The sequence below is a fragment of the Anaerosporobacter mobilis DSM 15930 genome (assembly GCF_900142955.1).
In the GTDB taxonomy this organism is placed as follows: Bacteria; Bacillota; Clostridia; order Lachnospirales; family Lachnospiraceae; genus Anaerosporobacter; species Anaerosporobacter mobilis.
The window spans coordinates 254,922-271,329 of the sequence record NZ_FRCP01000005.1 but is presented as its reverse complement, the minus strand read 5'-3'; the positions used below and the strand labels follow the sequence as shown (position 1 = coordinate 271,329).

Sequence of the window (16,408 nt, the reverse complement as noted above, 5' to 3'; positions counted from 1 at the left end):
TTAGTGTGTACTAAGTAGAGTAGGAAGGCGAGGCATGGAAGCCGAGCCAGCCTGAGCTGAGGCAGGATGCCGAATCGAAGGTGGTTCCGTAATATTTGATAGCACTCGGTACACACTTAGAAGTACTTAAGTGCGTAGCGTGTTTTGTGTCATTGGACGTTACTCAATAAGCTACGACGAAAGTGTATAGAGTTTTGCGTAAGTATATTAGAAAGAAAAGGAGGTTGTAAACATGAATATGCAATTCTTTGAAGTGTTTGAGACATTAAAGGTTGCAAAAGAATTGCAAGATATGTTTGAGGATACTGTAATTGAACGTGTTGCAGCTTCTAGAATTAATCAAGAAGTTAAGATATATATAATGAGTACGCATTTGATATCTAGGAAACTAGTGAAGAAGATGCAGTATCAGATTAAGAAGCAGCTTTTTGTTGATACAACCAATGAAGTCAGATTGTATGATCGATATGAGTTGTCTGCGCAATATACACCAGATAAGCTAATGGACGCATATTATGAAAGTTTACTTGAAGAGATGAAGGACAGTAGTATTCTTGAGTATAACTTGTTCAAGATGGCAGATTATAAGGTAGAAGGCGATACCATTGAAATTGAGATGGAAGACAACTTTGTAGCAAAGAATAAATCTTCTAATATGAAGCGAATTCTAGAGGATAATTTCTCGAATCGATTTGGTTATGCAATTAACATTAAGTTTAACTATGTGGATCCACCTGAGAAAGACGAAGAAGATATTAAGGAAATGTATGCGAAGGCAATGCGAAAGCATCATATGTCCCATGACGAAGACAGTGACGTCTATATTGCTGCATCTGATGAGAGTGGACATCTAATGAAAGAGTCTGATAATACGTCTATATTAGTTGGTAGTACAAAAGGTAATGCTCAAGAAGCTCCCAAAGCGGAAAGTAAAGACAAGACCGCAGATGCTAGGGGAGCCAAAACTGAGAAGACCAAATATAATAGTTATAAGAAGTTGCCACAAGACCCAGATATCATCTATGGTAAGAGTTTTGAAGGGGAAGCAATTGCCATATCGGAGATTCAAGATGAAGTTGGAGAAGTTGTTGTACGTGGTAGAGTGAATAAGTTTGAAACAAGAGAACTTCGTAATGAGAAAACAATTATCACATTTGCCGTAACAGATTTTACAGATACAATTTCTGCAAAAATCTTTGTTAAGAATGAACAGGTGGCGGATATTGCGTCAGTACTTAAGAATGGTATCTTTATCAAGATGAAGGGGATGGCCTTGATGGATAAGTATGATAGAGAAATCTCTATTAGTTCTATCGTTGGTATTAAAACAATCCCAGACTTCACAACATCACGAGTGGATAATGCACCTGTAAAACGAGTGGAATTACATGCCCATACTATGATGAGTGATATGGATGCTGTAGTAGATGCCAAAACATTAATAAAGAGAGCGATGGCGTGGGGGCATAATTCAATTGCTATTACTGACCATGGAGTTGTACAAGCATTCACTGAGGCAAATCACGTTGTTGAGAAGTCTGACTTCAAAGTGATCTATGGTGTGGAAGCATATCTAGTAGATGATTTGAAGGATATTGTAGAGAATGGGAAAGGTCAGACGCTAGATGCACCAAGCGTTGTATTTGATATAGAAACTACAGGTTTTGGTCCTGTGAATGATAAAATCATTGAAATTGGTGCGGTTAAGGTAGTGAATGGCGAGATTGTAGATACCTATTCAACGTTCATTAACCCAGAGATTCCAATCCCTTATGAGATTGAGAAGTTAACGGGTATTCAAGATGCTATGGTTATGGATTCACCAATCATTGATGTTATATTACCACAATTTTTAGAGTTTTGTGAGGGCTGCATCTTAGTTGCTCATAATGCTTCTTTTGATGTTGGTTTTATAACGAAGAAGGCGGAACAGTTAGGTATCACTACAGATTTTACTGTTATAGATACTGTATCTATGGCACGTGTACTTCTTCCAACCTTATCAAAATACAAGTTGAATATCGTTGCGAAGGAACTAGGTATCTCTCTTGAAAACCATCACCGTGCAGTTGATGATGCAGGTGCTACAGCTGAGATCTATGTGAAATTCATTCAGATGCTAAAAGAGAAGAATGTGTTTAGTGTAGAGAAATTAAATGAGATGAGTAAGCTTTCCGCGGCTATGATAAAGAAGCTTCCAACCTATCATGCCATAATTCTAGCACAAAACGACATAGGTAGAATTAATTTATATAAATTAATCTCTTATTCTCATATCAATTACTACGCTCGTAGACCGAGAATACCAAAGAGTGTATTCTTAGAAAATCGGGAAGGATTACTTATTGGTTCTGCCTGCGAGGCAGGTGAATTATATCAAGCGATACTTAGAAACCAATCAAAGGAAGAGATTACTAGGTTAGTGGATTTTTATGATTATCTTGAAATACAGCCGCTTGGCAACAATGATTTCATGATTCATAGTGATAAGTATGATGTAAAGTCCAAGGAGGATTTGATTGAGATTAATAAAAAGATCGTTGCACTTGGAGAAGAATTCAACAAACCAGTTGTAGGCACTTGCGATGTGCATTTCCTAGAACCAGAAGATGAGGTGTATCGACGAATTATCATGACAGGTAAAGGGTTCAAAGATGCGGATAATCAACCACCGTTGTATCTTCGTACCACAGATGAGATGTTAGCGGAATTTTCATATCTTGGTAGAGAGAAGGCAGAAGAGATTGTTATCACCAATACCAATAAGATTGCGGACATGGTCGAGAAGATCTCACCAGTTCGACCAGATAAATGTCCTCCTGTCATCGAGAATTCAGATGAAGATTTACGTACCATCTGTTACGATAAAGCCCATTCTATGTATGGACCAAATCTACCTGAGCCAGTTAGTGCTCGTCTAGAAAAGGAATTAAAATCCATTATTAGCAATGGTTTTGCCGTAATGTATATTATCGCTCAGAAACTAGTTTGGAAATCTAATGAAGATGGATATCTGGTAGGTTCGAGAGGTTCGGTAGGATCCTCCTTCGCAGCTACTATGTCAGGTATTACGGAAGTTAATCCGTTACCGGCTCATTATTACTGTACGAACTGTTACTATTCTGATTTTGATTCAGAAGAAGTGAAGGCTTTTGCAGGAAAATCAGGTTGTGACATGCCAGATAAATTATGTCCGAACTGTGGACAGCCACTTAGTAAAGATGGTCATGAGATTCCATTCGAAACCTTCCTTGGTTTCTATGGAGATAAGGAACCAGATATCGATCTTAACTTCTCAGGAGAGTACCAAAGCCATGCCCATGATTATACCGAGGTTATCTTTGGTAAAGGACAGACATTCCGTGCGGGAACAATTGGTACCTTGGCGGATAAGACAGCATTTGGGTATGTATTAAAATACTATGAAGAACATGGGCAACATAAGAGAAGAGCAGAGATTGAACGTATCGTTGATGGTTGTGTTGGGGTTCGTAGAACAACTGGGCAGCATCCAGGAGGTATCGTAGTTCTTCCACTTGGTGAGGAAATCTATTCATTCACACCTGTGCAACGACCAGCTAACGATATGACGACGCAGACAATTACAACACATTTTGATTATCACTCCATTGATCACAACTTGTTAAAACTTGATATACTTGGACACGATGATCCGACCATTATTCGTATGCTACAAGATATAACAGGAATTGATCCCTTAACCATTCGTTTTGATGATGAGAAAGTATTATCCTTGTTCGATAATCTTAGTGCGTTAGGTTTAAAACCAGAAGATTTAGGTGGTTGCGATTTGGGCTCCCTAGGAATTCCTGAGTTTGGTACTGACTTTGTTATGCAGATGCTTCGTGATACAAAGCCGAAGACCTTTTCTGATCTGGTACGTATCTCAGGTCTGTCCCATGGTACAGACGTATGGCTTAATAATGCCCAGTATTATATACAGAATGGAAATTGTACGTTATCTACCGCAATTTGTACCCGTGATGATATCATGACCTATTTAATTCATACGGGAGTAGAGAATGGTCTTGCTTTCAAGATCATGGAAAGTGTTCGTAAGGGTAAAGGTTTAACAACGGATATGGAGAAAGCCATGATTGAGGCGGGAGTGCCAGAATGGTATATTGAATCCTGTAAGAAGATTAAATACATGTTCCCGAAAGCTCATGCAGCTGCATACGTTATGATGGCCTTTCGTATTGCGTTCTTTAAAGTGTATCATCCAATAGCATATTACACGGCATACTTTAGTATCCGTGCTTCGGCATTCAACTATGAGCTTATGTGTCTTGGTCGTGAAAAACTAGAATATTATATGGCTGATTATAAGAAACGAATGAATGAACTATCAAAGAAGGAATTAGATACTTTAAAGGATATGAGAATTGTTCAAGAGATGTATGCAAGAGGATTTGAGTTTGAACCACTTGATGTTTACCGGGCTAAATCACATCATTTTCAGATCTTTGATGGTAAGATTATGCCTGCACTTAATACCATTGATGGACTTGGTGATAAAGCGGCAGAAGCAGTAGTGCTTGCTGCAAGAGATGGTAAATTCTTGTCCCTTGATGACTTCAGACAAAGAACCAAGGTCAGTGCTACGGTTATTGATACAATGGCAGACCTTGGAATTCTTGCAGATTTACCTGCTACCAACCAGATTTCGTTAATGGATTTCTTCCAGATGTAACTGCAATAACTCTAGTAAAAAGACAGTCTTCATGGTTTGTATGTGTGCGTGTGCACATACAAACCAGTTGTTGATTGTCTTTTTAAGTTAAATCTGAATGATTTATAAAATAATTATTAACAAAAACCAAAGGTACTGTTCTTTTGGTATAATTGTGCTAAAATGCATCATATGGTATTAAAAACTAGGATAAGAAGAGTTAATACGATATAAAAGCGAGGTTGAAATGTTATGAAATATCAAATTATTAGCGATGGATCTTGTGATTTGTCATTAGAATATGCAAAAGAGAAAGGGTTAGAGATCGTACCGTTTTATGTATCATTTGATGGAGAAAACTATTACAAAGAGGGCATTGAGGTTGACCACTTTGAATTTTATAATAAAATGATAGAAGAACATGTATATCCGAAAACCTCCCTGCCATCTGTTCAAGATTTTGTTGATGTGTTCTCCAAATACGCAGAAACTGCAACTCCAATGATTTGCATTTGTATTACAACCAAATTCAGTGGGTCCTATCAATCTGCATGTAATGCCAAAGAAATTGTATTAGAAAAATATCCAGATGCAGTTATTACTGTTATTGATTCAATGGTTAATACAGTTTTACAAGGGTTATATGTGCAGGAAGCACTTCGTATGCAAAATGATGGTGTTGGTTATGAAGAAGCAATCGCCCACCTGGAACGTATTAAATCAACGGGACGTATCATCTTCACCATAGGAAGTATGGATTATCTAAAAAAAGGTGGACGTATGGGAAAACTCTTAACTTTCGCAAGTGATACACTAGGGATTAAACCTTTGATTGTATTGAAAGAAGGGGAAATCTTTCCAGCAGGTATTACTAGAAGTCGTGAGAAGTCAAAGAAAAGGTTAATTGACATCGCGCAAGAGCATTTTAAGAAAATTGGTGAAGAGCCAGAAACATATTCCTTTGTAGTAGGTACAGGAATTGATTACGATGAAGCTGAGAAGTTCAAGGATTTGGTTGATCAAGGTCTTGGTGTTAAAGTGCCAATGATTGGCCGTATCGGTGTTACCATTGGTACACATACAGGACCGCACCCGATTGGTATGGGATTCATTAAAAGATATGATGCGTAATCGTATCGGAATAATATGTTTTGATCAGAGTAAACAATAAAATTCAGACAATTAATTAGGATTGAATGCTGTACGGAACAGGGTTCAATCCTTTTTTTACTCTGTAGGTAGAGTATTGTAGAAGAAATAATCCGATAATAAAATACCAAATATTGACAAAAACATTGAAATAGGTTACTTTATATATAAGTTGATAAATTATGTTAACTATGTTAACAACATAAAGTGTACGATTGTTAAGAGAGGAAAATGAGATTATGAATAAAGAGAAAGATAAAGAAGATAACTATAAGAAGAACATAAAACGATATCTGTACATAGTATTAGTGGAGGTTTTTGCGGTTGGATTCGCATTAATTCTATTAGGGGAATATAAAGGGGCTTCTGATAATAGTAAATATGGTAAAGAAAATGGTATGGAAGTACTAGCTGCCTCCATCAAGCAGAAGGAACAAGAATCAATGAAAACGAAGAAGGATTCGTTAGGGATATCTAAGGATACTATTTCGAATGACGTTGAAGAAACGGAACAAACAACGCCTGATGCTACAGAAAGTACAGGAGGTGCAAATGTAGTTGCTGATAGTAATGGTGAGGAAGATAAACTAGCAGAAATGAAGGTAACGAAGAAGGAACAACAACAACTAAAAGAAGTGAACGAAATAATTAAGAATATGACTTTGGAAGAAAAATTATGTCAAATGTTCATCGTTTCACCTGAAGAATTAACCAATTATAATAATGTAACAGTAGCAGGTACGAAAACGAAGAATGCGATAGATAAGTATCATGTAGCAGGAGTTATTTATTTCTCGGGGAATATTAAAAGTGAGAGCCAACTCATAAAATTGCTTACGAATACGCAGCAATACGCAACAGTAAACAATGGAATACCGATGTTCCTTGGAATTGATGAAGAAGGTGGAGAAGTAACTAGAATTGGTAATAATCCAAATTTTAAAGCAACCAAATTCGATAACTTATCAACAGTAGCATCAAAAGAAGAGGCGTATAAGATTGGTAATACGATTGGTCAATATCTAAGCAAATATGGTTTTAACCTAGATTTTGCACCCGATTCTGACGTGTTAACGAATAAGAAAAACACAGTAGTAAAGAATCGTTCCTTTGGTTCATCACCAAAGAAAGTAGTTGAATATGCAGGTGCGTACACGCAGGGGCTTAATGATGCAGGTTTGTATGCTACCTATAAGCATTTCCCAGGGCACGGGGCTACAGAAGGAGATTCTCATAAAGGATTTGCATATACCAACAAAACATATGAGCAATTAGAAAAGGCAGATCTTGTACCTTTTATTGATGGAATTAAGAATGGGATTGATCTTATTATGGTTGGACATATATCTGTACCAAAAGTTATAGGAGATAATACACCAAGTTCATTATCAAAAGTAATGGTTACAGATATCTTGCGTAAGAAGTTAGGATACGATGGTGTTATTATTACAGATGCTATGAATATGGGGGCAATAAGCAAGAATTATACGATTGAACAATCAACCACGGCAGCAGTAAAAGCAGGTTGTGATCTCATTCTAATGCCGGCAGATTTTCGCAAGTCTTACAACAGTTTGTTGAAGTCAGTTAAGAACGGCGAGATTAGTGAAGCAAGAATCGAGGATTCTGTTCGAAGAGTATTGCTATTAAAGAAAAAGAGACTAGATTGGTAAGTTGAAATGGTAATAATAAAAAGAATTTATAAGTATATGGAAACGAATTAAAAATATTCAGATTTTTTAAAAATATTCAAAAAAATACTTGCAAAAGAAAATATTCTATGGTATCATTAACTTCGTTGTAAGGCTCGTTGGTCAAGAGGTCAAGACGCCGCCCTCTCACGGCGGAAACACGGGTTCGATTCCCGTACGAGCTGTTAATGAATATGGAATGTGAAAGAGTCTAAGGTTTTTCCTTAGGCTTTTTTGTTTATTTGTGCAAAATCTCTTGACACTCACGGAACGTCATAGGTTAAGCTGGTTTTATCAAGAGCAGGAGGTCATATAATGAAAACAGTAAAGGATGTAGCTAAGTTGACAGGTATTAGTGTACGCACACTCCATTATTATGATGAAATTGGTCTTCTAAAACCAACGAAATGTAGTGAAGTGGGATACCGACTTTATGACGATAAAGCATTAGAAACATTACAACAAATTTTGTTTTTTAGAGAATTTGATATACCTTTAAGGGAAATCAAATCTATTATGTTTTCTCCTAATTTTGATAAAGAGTCAATTTTAAGAAGTCAGAAAGCAATGATTGAACTGAAACGGGACAGATTAAATCGTCTCATTTCCAATATCGATGATATTCTGAAAGGAGAGAACAAGATGGATTTTACAGTGTTTAATAAGGCTGAGATTGAGGAGTTGTTTCAGACTATAATATCTAATTTGTCGGAGAAACAAAAAGAGGTATTTATTGTGAAGTATGGCAGTATGGAGCAATTCAAAGAGTACTATATGGAGAATGCCTCTAGCGAAAAGACACAGAAGAATTTTGAAAAAGTAGTAGAGTGGTATGGCGACAAGGAAAGTGCATTAAAGACAGCAAATAATTCGATTAATTCAAAAGTTATGGAAGCATATCAAAAACGAATGGATGCTATCATGAAGAAATTGTCAGATAATCGTGGGTCAGACACATCTTCCTTCGAGGTAAAAGCAATTATCGGCGAATACGACTTTGTATCAAAGCAATTATATCAATTAAATGATGCGAAGGTTTTGATATTAGAACTAGCAGACGCTTATAAAAAAGATGAGAAGATGAAAGCTTCATTAGATACCCAATATGGCGTTGGTACTGCAGATTTCTTTGCTAGTGCAGTGGCACAATTCTACTTAGAATAAATAGACAAACGAGAAACTACGAACTATTAATTAGAGTTGGTAGTTTCTTTTTGTGAGAAAATGGAAGTAGATAACAATAAATATCTTGTAAGTAAATATTGGAAATGATAGAATGAATTAGAATTATCTCTGTTGGTTAGGTGAAGGGTATTAAAGCCGCAGGGGCTTTGGAACGAGAGTTTGATACTATATTGGAGATGGTGGAAAAAGGATATTCATTTGTATTACGTAAAAATTAATATTTATATTCAGTTTCAAGTGAAAATAAAATTGATAATAGGGGGGGAGTCCTATGGCTATGTGGAGACCTTGGCGTGGTTGTCATAAATACAGTGAAGGGTGTAAATATTGTTATATACATAAAGGTGATTTAAAGAGAGGTATTGACACCAATGAGATAATTCGTTCAGACAAATTCTATGCTCCAATTGAAAAGAAGAAATCCGGTGAATATAAAATGAAATCTGGACAATTGGTATTTTTATGCTTTTCTACTGATTTTTTATTAGAAGAGGCTGATGTATGGCGTACTGAGTGTTGGAATATAATAAAAGAACGTTCTGATTTGCATTTTATGTTCCTAACAAAAAGAATTGAGAGATTCATGCAATGTATTCCAGATGATTGGAATGATGGTTATGAAAATGTAACCGTTGGTTGTACAGTAGAAAATCAAGATATGGCAGACTGCAGATTGTCACTATTTTCGGACATGCCAATCAAACATAAGAATATTGTCTGTCAGCCCTTACTAGAACAAATTGATATTGAAAAGTATCTGGAGGGAATTGAACTGGTAGTAGTAGGTGGGGAATCGGATCGAAATGCACGTCCTCTGAATTATGATTGGGTACTTGACCTGAGAAATCAATGTTTAAGAAAGAATACTCACTTTGATTTTAGACAATGTGGGACTCATTTTATTAAGGATAATAAAGAATACACCTTGGCTACAAAAGACTTATGTAGTCAAGCGAGAAAAGCAATGATTAATTTGTAAAAATTGGGGTAGCTTGTTGTAAAGATTAGGGGGGATTGTATGATTAGGGAAATCAATAATGATGATTATACTGGATTAATGAGACTTTATATGCAATTACATGATAATCCGATGCCTGAAGAATCGGAAGACATTAATGAACTGTGGAACAAAATATTGGATGATAAAGATCATCACATCATAGTTGCGGAGGAAGATGGGAGAATCGTTTCTTCTTGTGTATGTGTAATTGTTCCCAATTTAACACATAATCAACAACCCTATGCGTTTGTGGAAAATGTAATAACGGATATATCGTATCGTAAAAGGGGATTAGCTACAGACTGCCTACATTATGCAAAAGAAATTGCAATAAAAGAGAATTGCTATAAGTTAATGCTTCTGACTGGGGCAAAAGAGGAGAGTACACTTAAGTTCTATGAGGAAGCTGGATACAATAAGAAGGATAAAACGGCGTTTATTCAATGGTTATAATAGAATAAGAGTTTGTTGTAAAATACGCTATTTTCGCATATTTTACAACAAACTCTTTTGTTAAAGCGTTCTAGAGTTGAAACTCACCTTAATACTGTACATTATAGATTTTTAACAATAACAGCAGTTGCATTGTTGTTAGCATCTAAAGAAATTTCAAGAATAGAGTCTGAAGTAATTTGATCTGATGTTCCAGTAGTTGTACCGTTTGCAGATTCTACCGAAATTGTAGTTGTATCTGTTACTTTGAAAGTAACTGTTTCTGTTCCTACGGTAAAAGTTGTAGCATCAGATGGAAGTTCACCTTTTAATGCAGTTACAGTAGTTCCATCGAAGCTTTGAACTTTTACATATTGAGCTTCCGTAGCAGCTTCATCAGTTGACGTTGTAGTGTCTGTTGATTCTGCAGTGTTTGTTGTACTGGTAGTATCGCTGGAAGCGGTATCTGTAGAAGTGTCGTTAGTACTGCCATTTGTAGTTGTATTAGTAGTGCTTGTATCGTTGGTAGTAGAGTTCGTTGTATTAGAAGTAGCATTATTATTTGGTTTGTTACTACTACAACCTACCATAGTACCTGCGACAAGTGTAGCTGATACACCTAAAACGAATATTTTTTTTGTGAATTTAGAATTTCTCATAAGAGTTCTCCTTTCAAAATTTAGAATTAGTCGAGTATTCTCATTGTTAGAGTTATTCGGCTTGGTGTTTTGTTTTACAACTGTAAAGAATAGACTCGAATTGTGTGTATAATGTGAATGAAATATGTTTTTTGTGTGAACGGTTTGAGGAGAGGATGATTAATATTTTAGAAAAGGCTTAAAATAAAAGGGGGATTATCGTATTATTTAAGTAATCAATTTGGGAGGTGATGCTATGAATGCGAAAGTTGATTTATCAGAAACTATTTTAGAAACTCCACGTTTGTATTTACGACCATGGAGAATTACAGATGTAGATGATTTTTATGAATATGCATCTGTAGATGGCGTGGGACAGATGGCTGGTTGGATACCACATGAAGTTAAAGAGGAATCCAGAGAAATAATAAATTTATTTATCAAGGAAAAGAAAACGTTTGCTTTAGAGCTGAAAGAAAATGGTAAGGTTATTGGTTCGTTAGGAATAGAAGAATACAATGAAAATAAGTTCACTGATAATTTTGTCAACAAAAAAGGTCGTGAACTAGGGTATGTTCTTAGCAAGTCCTATTGGGGAAGAGGCTTGATACCAGAGGCTGTACATAGAGTTGTGTCGTATTGTTTCGAGGATCTAGCATTTGATTTCCTTACGGTAGGACATTTTGTATGGAATGAGCAATCAAAGCGAGTAATTGAAAAAAGTGGTTTCAAGTTTTACGGTGAAGGAGAGTATAAAACTATAAATGGTACGGTAGAAAAGGATTATTCATATGTATTATTGAAATAGGAATTAGATATTTAATAACAGATATCCAATTTTTTCAATAGGACATAGCTTGTCATATAATCCATAGTAAAATTAAGTGTGTAAATACGAGATTCAACTCATTATATAATTATGAGGAATAAATGGATAACGTTATATGCAGGGCTTATTAAGATGAAGGGGCAGTTCAGCTAGGAAGGCTTTCATTGCTGGCGAAATCCATTTGTTTTTATGATAGAAAACTTGTCCATACATTACTAGTTGAAATTCAGGGAGGCGTACTACTTGAATCGTTCCAAGACTTAATTCCGACTGAATTGTAAATTCAGGTAAAACAGAAAGACATAATCCAGAAGCAACAAATTTCTTGATGATTTCAGTATTACCTATTTCCATAAATGTGTTATAAGGTATTTTAGAAGAGGTAAGTAGTTGTTGAAACGCATTGCGATAGCTGCAATCATTTTCGGTAAAGATAAAAGTTTCGTCAGTAAATGATGCAAGGGATACTTCCTTTTCTAATAAAATGTTATTTGATGGTGCTGCTAGGATACATATTTGATTTGGATATTCGAACTCTTTAATCCAATTCTCATTAGTAATTGGGTCATCAAATGTCCATAATAAATCGATTTGATTTGTGTTTAAAAGGAAAGAAAGTTCTTCAAAAGTTCCGATTTTTATAATTGTGTTAACAGCAGGATAGGCTAGATGAAATCTATTGATGATTTCAGGCATATACGTAATGCATAGGGACTCTAAGATTCCGATTTTAATTTCACCACAAGGAACCAAACTGTTAGTGAGGGCAAGTTTTGCGTTATCTACAGATGTCAATATTTCCATAGCATACTTTGCGAATACTCTACCGTTTTCAGTAAGCGTAGTTTGTTTTCCTATTCGATCGAATAATATAGTGCCAAGTTCGGATTCTAATTGCTTAATTTGCATAGTGACATTTGATTGTGTGTAACCAAGAGCGGTTGCGGCTTTAGAAAAACTATTGGTTTCTGCAATTTTCATAAAAGAAATAATATTTCTGATTTCCATAAACATACTCCTTGTATAGTTAGATGATTTTATAATTGACAAAATTCCTATAGAAAAACTACTTACTTTTGATAGATATCAAAAAAAATTATCCAAATCATAAAAAGTATTAATTTTACTTATGTATAGTTTGATGGTACTATACTTTCATTAATATATCAAGTTAATTTAGGAAGGGATGAAGGGTATGAGTAAAGTAATAGGGATAGGCTTTCTTGGTTTAGGTATTGTAGGGTCACAAGTTTTATCTTATATCAAGGAAAACAAGGATTATGTAGAAGAAGTTTATGGTATGGAGTTTTTGACTAAGTCGGTATATGTAAGAGATATTACTAAGAAAAGAGATGTTGATACGAGCGACATTTATCTCACTACTGATGTGACAAAGATAGTAGAGAATCCAAATGTCCAAGTTTGTATCGAATGTATGGGTGGAGCAGGAATGGAAGAAACATATGATGCCGTTATGGGCGCCATACATAATGGAAAACATATTGTTATGTCTAGTAAAAAGTGTCTAGCTGTTTATGGAACGAAGATTATCGAAGCTGCAAATCAATATAATGTTCAGTTAAGATTTGAAGCTTCTGTAGGAGGTTGTATCCCAATCTGTAGAAGTTTAATGCAGATGTCAAAAGGGGATGAAGTAACAAAGATCTATGGAATAGTGAATGCAACTTCTACGTATATCCTATCAGCTATGGAAAGTAAAAAGATTACTTTTGACGAGGCATTGCAACAAGCAAAAGAAAAAGGGTTTGCTGAAAACAATTCCTCCGAAGATATACTGGGCTTTGATACCCTTAACAAGATGCGTATATTATTAAGGCTCGGTATGAAAGTAGATGTAGATTGTAACGATGTTAATCCAGTATCTATTGAGAATATAAACGATGAAAGTACCAATCGGGAGGAACCCATAATAAGACAGGTGTTTTATGCGGAGAAAACGATGCAAGATGATATTAATTGCTTTGTTGGACCTCAGATCTTAAAAAGCGATAGCATGCTAAAAAATGTTAGTGAGAATTACAATATGATCTTTGTAGAGAGTAAGCACAGTGGTTTGCGAGCATACTATGGAAAAGGAGCAGGGGGAAGAGAAACAGCATCTGTTATGTTTGATGATTTGATTGATGTAGTACAAAGTAATTATAGATTTGAGGAGATAAAACCGATAGGATGCAATTGTCTATCTGGCGATACTTTTGAATTGTAAAAAAATAAAACAGCAGACTATACACTGGAATTGTAGTACCAATTTTAGTTATACTATATATATAATACAATTTTAAATATGAAGTAAAGACCACTTTTATTAATTTTAAATAAAGTACTTGCTTTTGCCATGGAATAATGTTACAATGTAACTGTTGTTGAAATAAGATTGCAATAAGAGTGGGCGCAAGTCCACTCTTTCATTATGCTATAGACATTACGAATTGTTATATTCAAGCCAATAATAAAAAAGATGTTTGAATGTTATAATAACGTATGAAAGAATAAATAACTGTTTTAGATATAAGAATGGAAAAGGAGCTGGTGTTTTTATGGCAAAGAGAGAAGAATATGAAGCATTAACTGAGCGTCTTCTAGCACCAATATTAGAAGCGAATAATATTGAGTTATATGATGTGGAATATGTGAAAGAAGTAGGAAACTGGTATCTACGTGCATACATCGATAAAGAAGATGGGATTTCAATAGATGATTGCGAATTAGTAAGTAGAGCACTAAGTGATTTACTAGATGAGAAAGATTTTATTGACGATGCATATATTCTAGAAGTTAGTTCACCAGGTCTAGGAAGACAATTAAAGAAAGATAAGCACTTTGCCAAAAGCATTGGTGAAGAAGTAGAGCTTAAACTATATAAGGCAATCGATAAGAAAAAAGAATTCGCTGGAATATTAACAGCATTCGATAAAGATACAATTACAATTGAACTTGAAGATGAGAATACAATGACATTAAATCGATCTGATGTTGCGATGGTTAGATTAGCACTTGATTTTTAATAAATTACATGAAACGTAGAAGTTTAGAAAGTGGAGGAAAATAATGAACTCAGAATTAATTGATGCTTTAAATCAAATTGAAAAGGAAAAAGACATAAGCAAAGAAATCTTGCTTGAGGCAATGGAAAATTCATTGGTTGCTGCATGTAAAAATCATTTTGGAAAAGCAGACAATATCCGTGTAAACATTGATAGAGAAACTGGAGAAGTTACTGTATACGCTGAAAAAGAAATCGTTGAGGAAGTAACGGACAAAGTTACTCAAATTAGCGAAGCGGAAGCAATTCTTAGATTTCCAAAGAATAACTTAGGTGATATTGTTCACGTTGAAGTTACACCTAAAAACTTCGGACGTATTGCGGCTCAAAAGGCAAAACAAGTAGTAGTGCAAAAGATTCGTGAAGAAGAAAGAAAAGTGCTTTTCAATCAATATTATGGTAAGGAAAAAGATATCGTTACTGGTATCGTGCAACGTTATGTAGGCAATAATGTAAGTATTAATTTAGGTAAGGTTGACGCTGTTTTAACAGAGAATGAACAAGTTAGAGGAGAGCGTTTTAAACCTACAGATCGTATTAAGTTATATGTATTAGAAGTAAAAGATACAACAAAAGGTCCAAGAATAACAGTATCAAGAACTCATCCAGAGTTAGTTAAGAGATTATTCGAAGCAGAAGTAACAGAAGTTAAAGATGGTACAGTTGAAATCAAGAGTATCTCAAGAGAAGCTGGTTCAAGAACGAAGATGGCAGTATATTCTAATGATTCTAATGTTGATCCAGTAGGCGCTTGTGTAGGTCTTAACGGAGCTAGAGTTAATGCAATCGTTAATGAACTAAGAGGTGAGAAAATCGATATCATTAACTGGAGTGATGATCCAGCTGTGCTAATTGAGAATGCATTAAGCCCAGCTAAAGTTGTTTCAGTAGATGTTAATATTGAAGAAAAAACAGCTAATGTAGTTGTTCCAGATTATCAATTATCACTTGCAATTGGTAAAGAAGGTCAGAATGCTAGATTAGCAGCTAGATTAACTGGTTATAAGATTGATATTAAGAGTGAAACTCAAGTTTACGGTACTAGTGAACAAAGAGAATCCTTTAATGAGGAATAGAATAAAATCGTAATACACTTAGGAAGTGATTAAATGAAAACAAAAAAAATACCACTAAGACAATGCGTCGGGTGTGGTGAAATGAAAACAAAAAAAGAAATGCTTCGGGTTATTAAAACACCGGAAGATGAGATCGTTATCGATGCAACAGGAAAGAAAAATGGAAGAGGAGCCTATATGTGTAGTTCCTTAGAGTGTTTTTCTAAAGCGGTAAAAAGCAAAGGCTTAGAACGTTCTTTAAAAGTAAGCATTCCAAAAGAAGTGTATGAGCAATTAGAAAAGGAGTTGATAGATCTTGGAACAAATTAATACCGAAGTACAGTATGACCCTAATACGAAGAACAAGATTCTATCCTATATTGGAATAGCAACGAAGGCCGGAAAGGTCGCAAGTGGAGAGTTTTCTACTGAGAAAGCTGTTAAAGAACATAAAGCAGAAGTGGTTATCGTAGCCTCAGACGCGTCAGATAATACCAAAAAGATGTTTACCAATATGTGTACTTACTATAAAGTGCCAATTTACTTTTTTGGTGAGAAAACAGAGCTAGGTCATGCAATGGGTAAAGAGATGAGAGCTTCTTTAGCAATGCTTGATAAGGGTTTGGCTGATGCAACACAAAAGCAACTTAAAAATGTAGTGGAATAGCGGAG

The 16,408-nt window shown here is 35.2% G+C and carries 14 protein-coding genes and 1 tRNA gene; 13 read left to right on the top strand and 2 right to left on the bottom strand.

The window, feature by feature from the left end; genetic code table 11:
• Window positions 1-232: 232 nt before the first annotated feature.
• From BUB90_RS01110 to BUB90_RS01080, 7 genes are all read left to right on the top strand, one after another.
• The gene (locus tag BUB90_RS01110; RefSeq protein ID WP_073281863.1) at window positions 233-4,714 is read left to right on the top strand and encodes a PolC-type DNA polymerase III; all 4,482 of its coding nucleotides are present in this window, start codon (window positions 233-235) and stop codon (window positions 4,712-4,714) included.
• Window positions 4,715-4,945: 231 nt separating this feature from the next.
• Entirely contained in the window at window positions 4,946-5,824 is an 879-nt protein-coding gene (locus BUB90_RS01105; RefSeq protein ID WP_073281861.1) for a DegV family protein, read from the top strand.
• 257 nt (window positions 5,825-6,081) lie between these two features.
• Window positions 6,082-7,515, top strand: a complete 1,434-nt coding sequence (locus BUB90_RS01100; protein ID WP_073281859.1) for a glycoside hydrolase family 3 N-terminal domain-containing protein — start codon at window positions 6,082-6,084, stop codon at window positions 7,513-7,515.
• 131 nt (window positions 7,516-7,646) lie between these two features.
• A tRNA-Glu gene (locus tag BUB90_RS01095) sits at window positions 7,647-7,718 on the top strand.
• A 130-nt stretch (window positions 7,719-7,848) separates the two neighbouring features.
• Window positions 7,849-8,697, top strand: a complete 849-nt coding sequence (locus BUB90_RS01090; RefSeq protein ID WP_073281857.1) for a MerR family transcriptional regulator — start codon at window positions 7,849-7,851, stop codon at window positions 8,695-8,697.
• A gap of 292 nt (window positions 8,698-8,989) precedes the next feature.
• Window positions 8,990-9,697, top strand: coding sequence for a DUF5131 family protein (locus tag BUB90_RS01085; protein WP_073281855.1), 708 nt, complete (start codon window positions 8,990-8,992; stop codon window positions 9,695-9,697).
• A 39-nt stretch (window positions 9,698-9,736) separates the two neighbouring features.
• Complete coding sequence (locus BUB90_RS01080) at window positions 9,737-10,171, top strand: GNAT family N-acetyltransferase (RefSeq protein WP_073281853.1); 435 nt, start codon at window positions 9,737-9,739, stop codon at window positions 10,169-10,171.
• 101 nt (window positions 10,172-10,272) lie between these two features.
• On the opposite strand, the gene BUB90_RS01075 is transcribed toward BUB90_RS01080, so the two are convergent.
• Entirely contained in the window at window positions 10,273-10,809 is a 537-nt protein-coding gene (locus BUB90_RS01075; RefSeq protein WP_073281851.1) for a hypothetical protein, read from the bottom strand.
• 235 nt (window positions 10,810-11,044) lie between these two features.
• Between BUB90_RS01075 and BUB90_RS01070 the strand changes: the two genes are divergently transcribed.
• A complete protein-coding gene (locus tag BUB90_RS01070) occupies window positions 11,045-11,596 on the top strand; it encodes a GNAT family N-acetyltransferase (protein ID WP_073281849.1) in 552 nt (183 codons plus the stop codon).
• A 132-nt stretch (window positions 11,597-11,728) separates the two neighbouring features.
• Here the strand turns inward: BUB90_RS01070 and BUB90_RS01065 are convergent, their stop codons facing one another.
• A complete protein-coding gene (locus BUB90_RS01065) occupies window positions 11,729-12,625 on the bottom strand; it encodes a LysR family transcriptional regulator (protein WP_073281847.1) in 897 nt (298 codons plus the stop codon).
• A gap of 187 nt (window positions 12,626-12,812) precedes the next feature.
• Here BUB90_RS01065 and BUB90_RS01060 point away from each other — a divergent pair, with 187 nt between their 5' ends.
• From BUB90_RS01060 to BUB90_RS01040, 5 genes are all read left to right on the top strand, one after another.
• Complete coding sequence (locus BUB90_RS01060) at window positions 12,813-13,844, top strand: homoserine dehydrogenase (protein WP_073281845.1); 1,032 nt, start codon at window positions 12,813-12,815, stop codon at window positions 13,842-13,844.
• A gap of 331 nt (window positions 13,845-14,175) precedes the next feature.
• Window positions 14,176-14,643 (top strand): ribosome maturation factor RimP, encoded by a 468-nt coding sequence (rimP, locus tag BUB90_RS01055; protein WP_073281843.1) that lies wholly within the window; start codon window positions 14,176-14,178, stop codon window positions 14,641-14,643.
• 43 nt (window positions 14,644-14,686) lie between these two features.
• The gene (gene nusA, locus BUB90_RS01050; protein WP_073281841.1) at window positions 14,687-15,757 is read left to right on the top strand and encodes a transcription termination factor NusA; all 1,071 of its coding nucleotides are present in this window, start codon (window positions 14,687-14,689) and stop codon (window positions 15,755-15,757) included.
• Between the two features lie 33 nt (window positions 15,758-15,790).
• Window positions 15,791-16,066, top strand: a complete 276-nt coding sequence (gene rnpM / locus BUB90_RS01045) for an RNase P modulator RnpM (protein WP_073281839.1) — start codon at window positions 15,791-15,793, stop codon at window positions 16,064-16,066.
• Window positions 16,062-16,403: a L7Ae/L30e/S12e/Gadd45 family ribosomal protein gene (locus BUB90_RS01040; RefSeq protein WP_073282538.1), complete on the top strand. Its 342-nt coding sequence runs from the start codon at window positions 16,062-16,064 to the stop codon at window positions 16,401-16,403. Before rnpM ends, BUB90_RS01040 begins: the two co-directional genes overlap by 5 nt.
• Window positions 16,404-16,408 lie beyond the last annotated feature (5 nt).

Coding starts and splice junctions, on each gene's coding strand:
- BUB90_RS01100 (WP_073281859.1), top strand. CDS start 6,082: ATGAATAAAGAGAAAGATAAAGAAGATAACTATAAGAAGAACATAAAA.
- BUB90_RS01065 (WP_073281847.1), bottom strand. CDS start 12,625: ATGGAAATCAGAAATATTATTTCTTTTATGAAAATTGCAGAAACCAAT.
- BUB90_RS01070 (WP_073281849.1), top strand. CDS start 11,045: ATGAATGCGAAAGTTGATTTATCAGAAACTATTTTAGAAACTCCACGT.
- BUB90_RS01060 (WP_073281845.1), top strand. CDS start 12,813: ATGAGTAAAGTAATAGGGATAGGCTTTCTTGGTTTAGGTATTGTAGGG.
- BUB90_RS01080 (WP_073281853.1), top strand. CDS start 9,737: ATGATTAGGGAAATCAATAATGATGATTATACTGGATTAATGAGACTT.
- rnpM (WP_073281839.1), top strand. CDS start 15,791: ATGAAAACAAAAAAAATACCACTAAGACAATGCGTCGGGTGTGGTGAA.
- BUB90_RS01075 (WP_073281851.1), bottom strand. CDS start 10,809: ATGAGAAATTCTAAATTCACAAAAAAAATATTCGTTTTAGGTGTATCA.
- BUB90_RS01090 (WP_073281857.1), top strand. CDS start 7,849: ATGAAAACAGTAAAGGATGTAGCTAAGTTGACAGGTATTAGTGTACGC.
- rimP (WP_073281843.1), top strand. CDS start 14,176: ATGGCAAAGAGAGAAGAATATGAAGCATTAACTGAGCGTCTTCTAGCA.
- BUB90_RS01110 (WP_073281863.1), top strand. CDS start 233: ATGAATATGCAATTCTTTGAAGTGTTTGAGACATTAAAGGTTGCAAAA.
- nusA (WP_073281841.1), top strand. CDS start 14,687: ATGAACTCAGAATTAATTGATGCTTTAAATCAAATTGAAAAGGAAAAA.
- BUB90_RS01085 (WP_073281855.1), top strand. CDS start 8,990: ATGGCTATGTGGAGACCTTGGCGTGGTTGTCATAAATACAGTGAAGGG.
- BUB90_RS01105 (WP_073281861.1), top strand. CDS start 4,946: ATGAAATATCAAATTATTAGCGATGGATCTTGTGATTTGTCATTAGAA.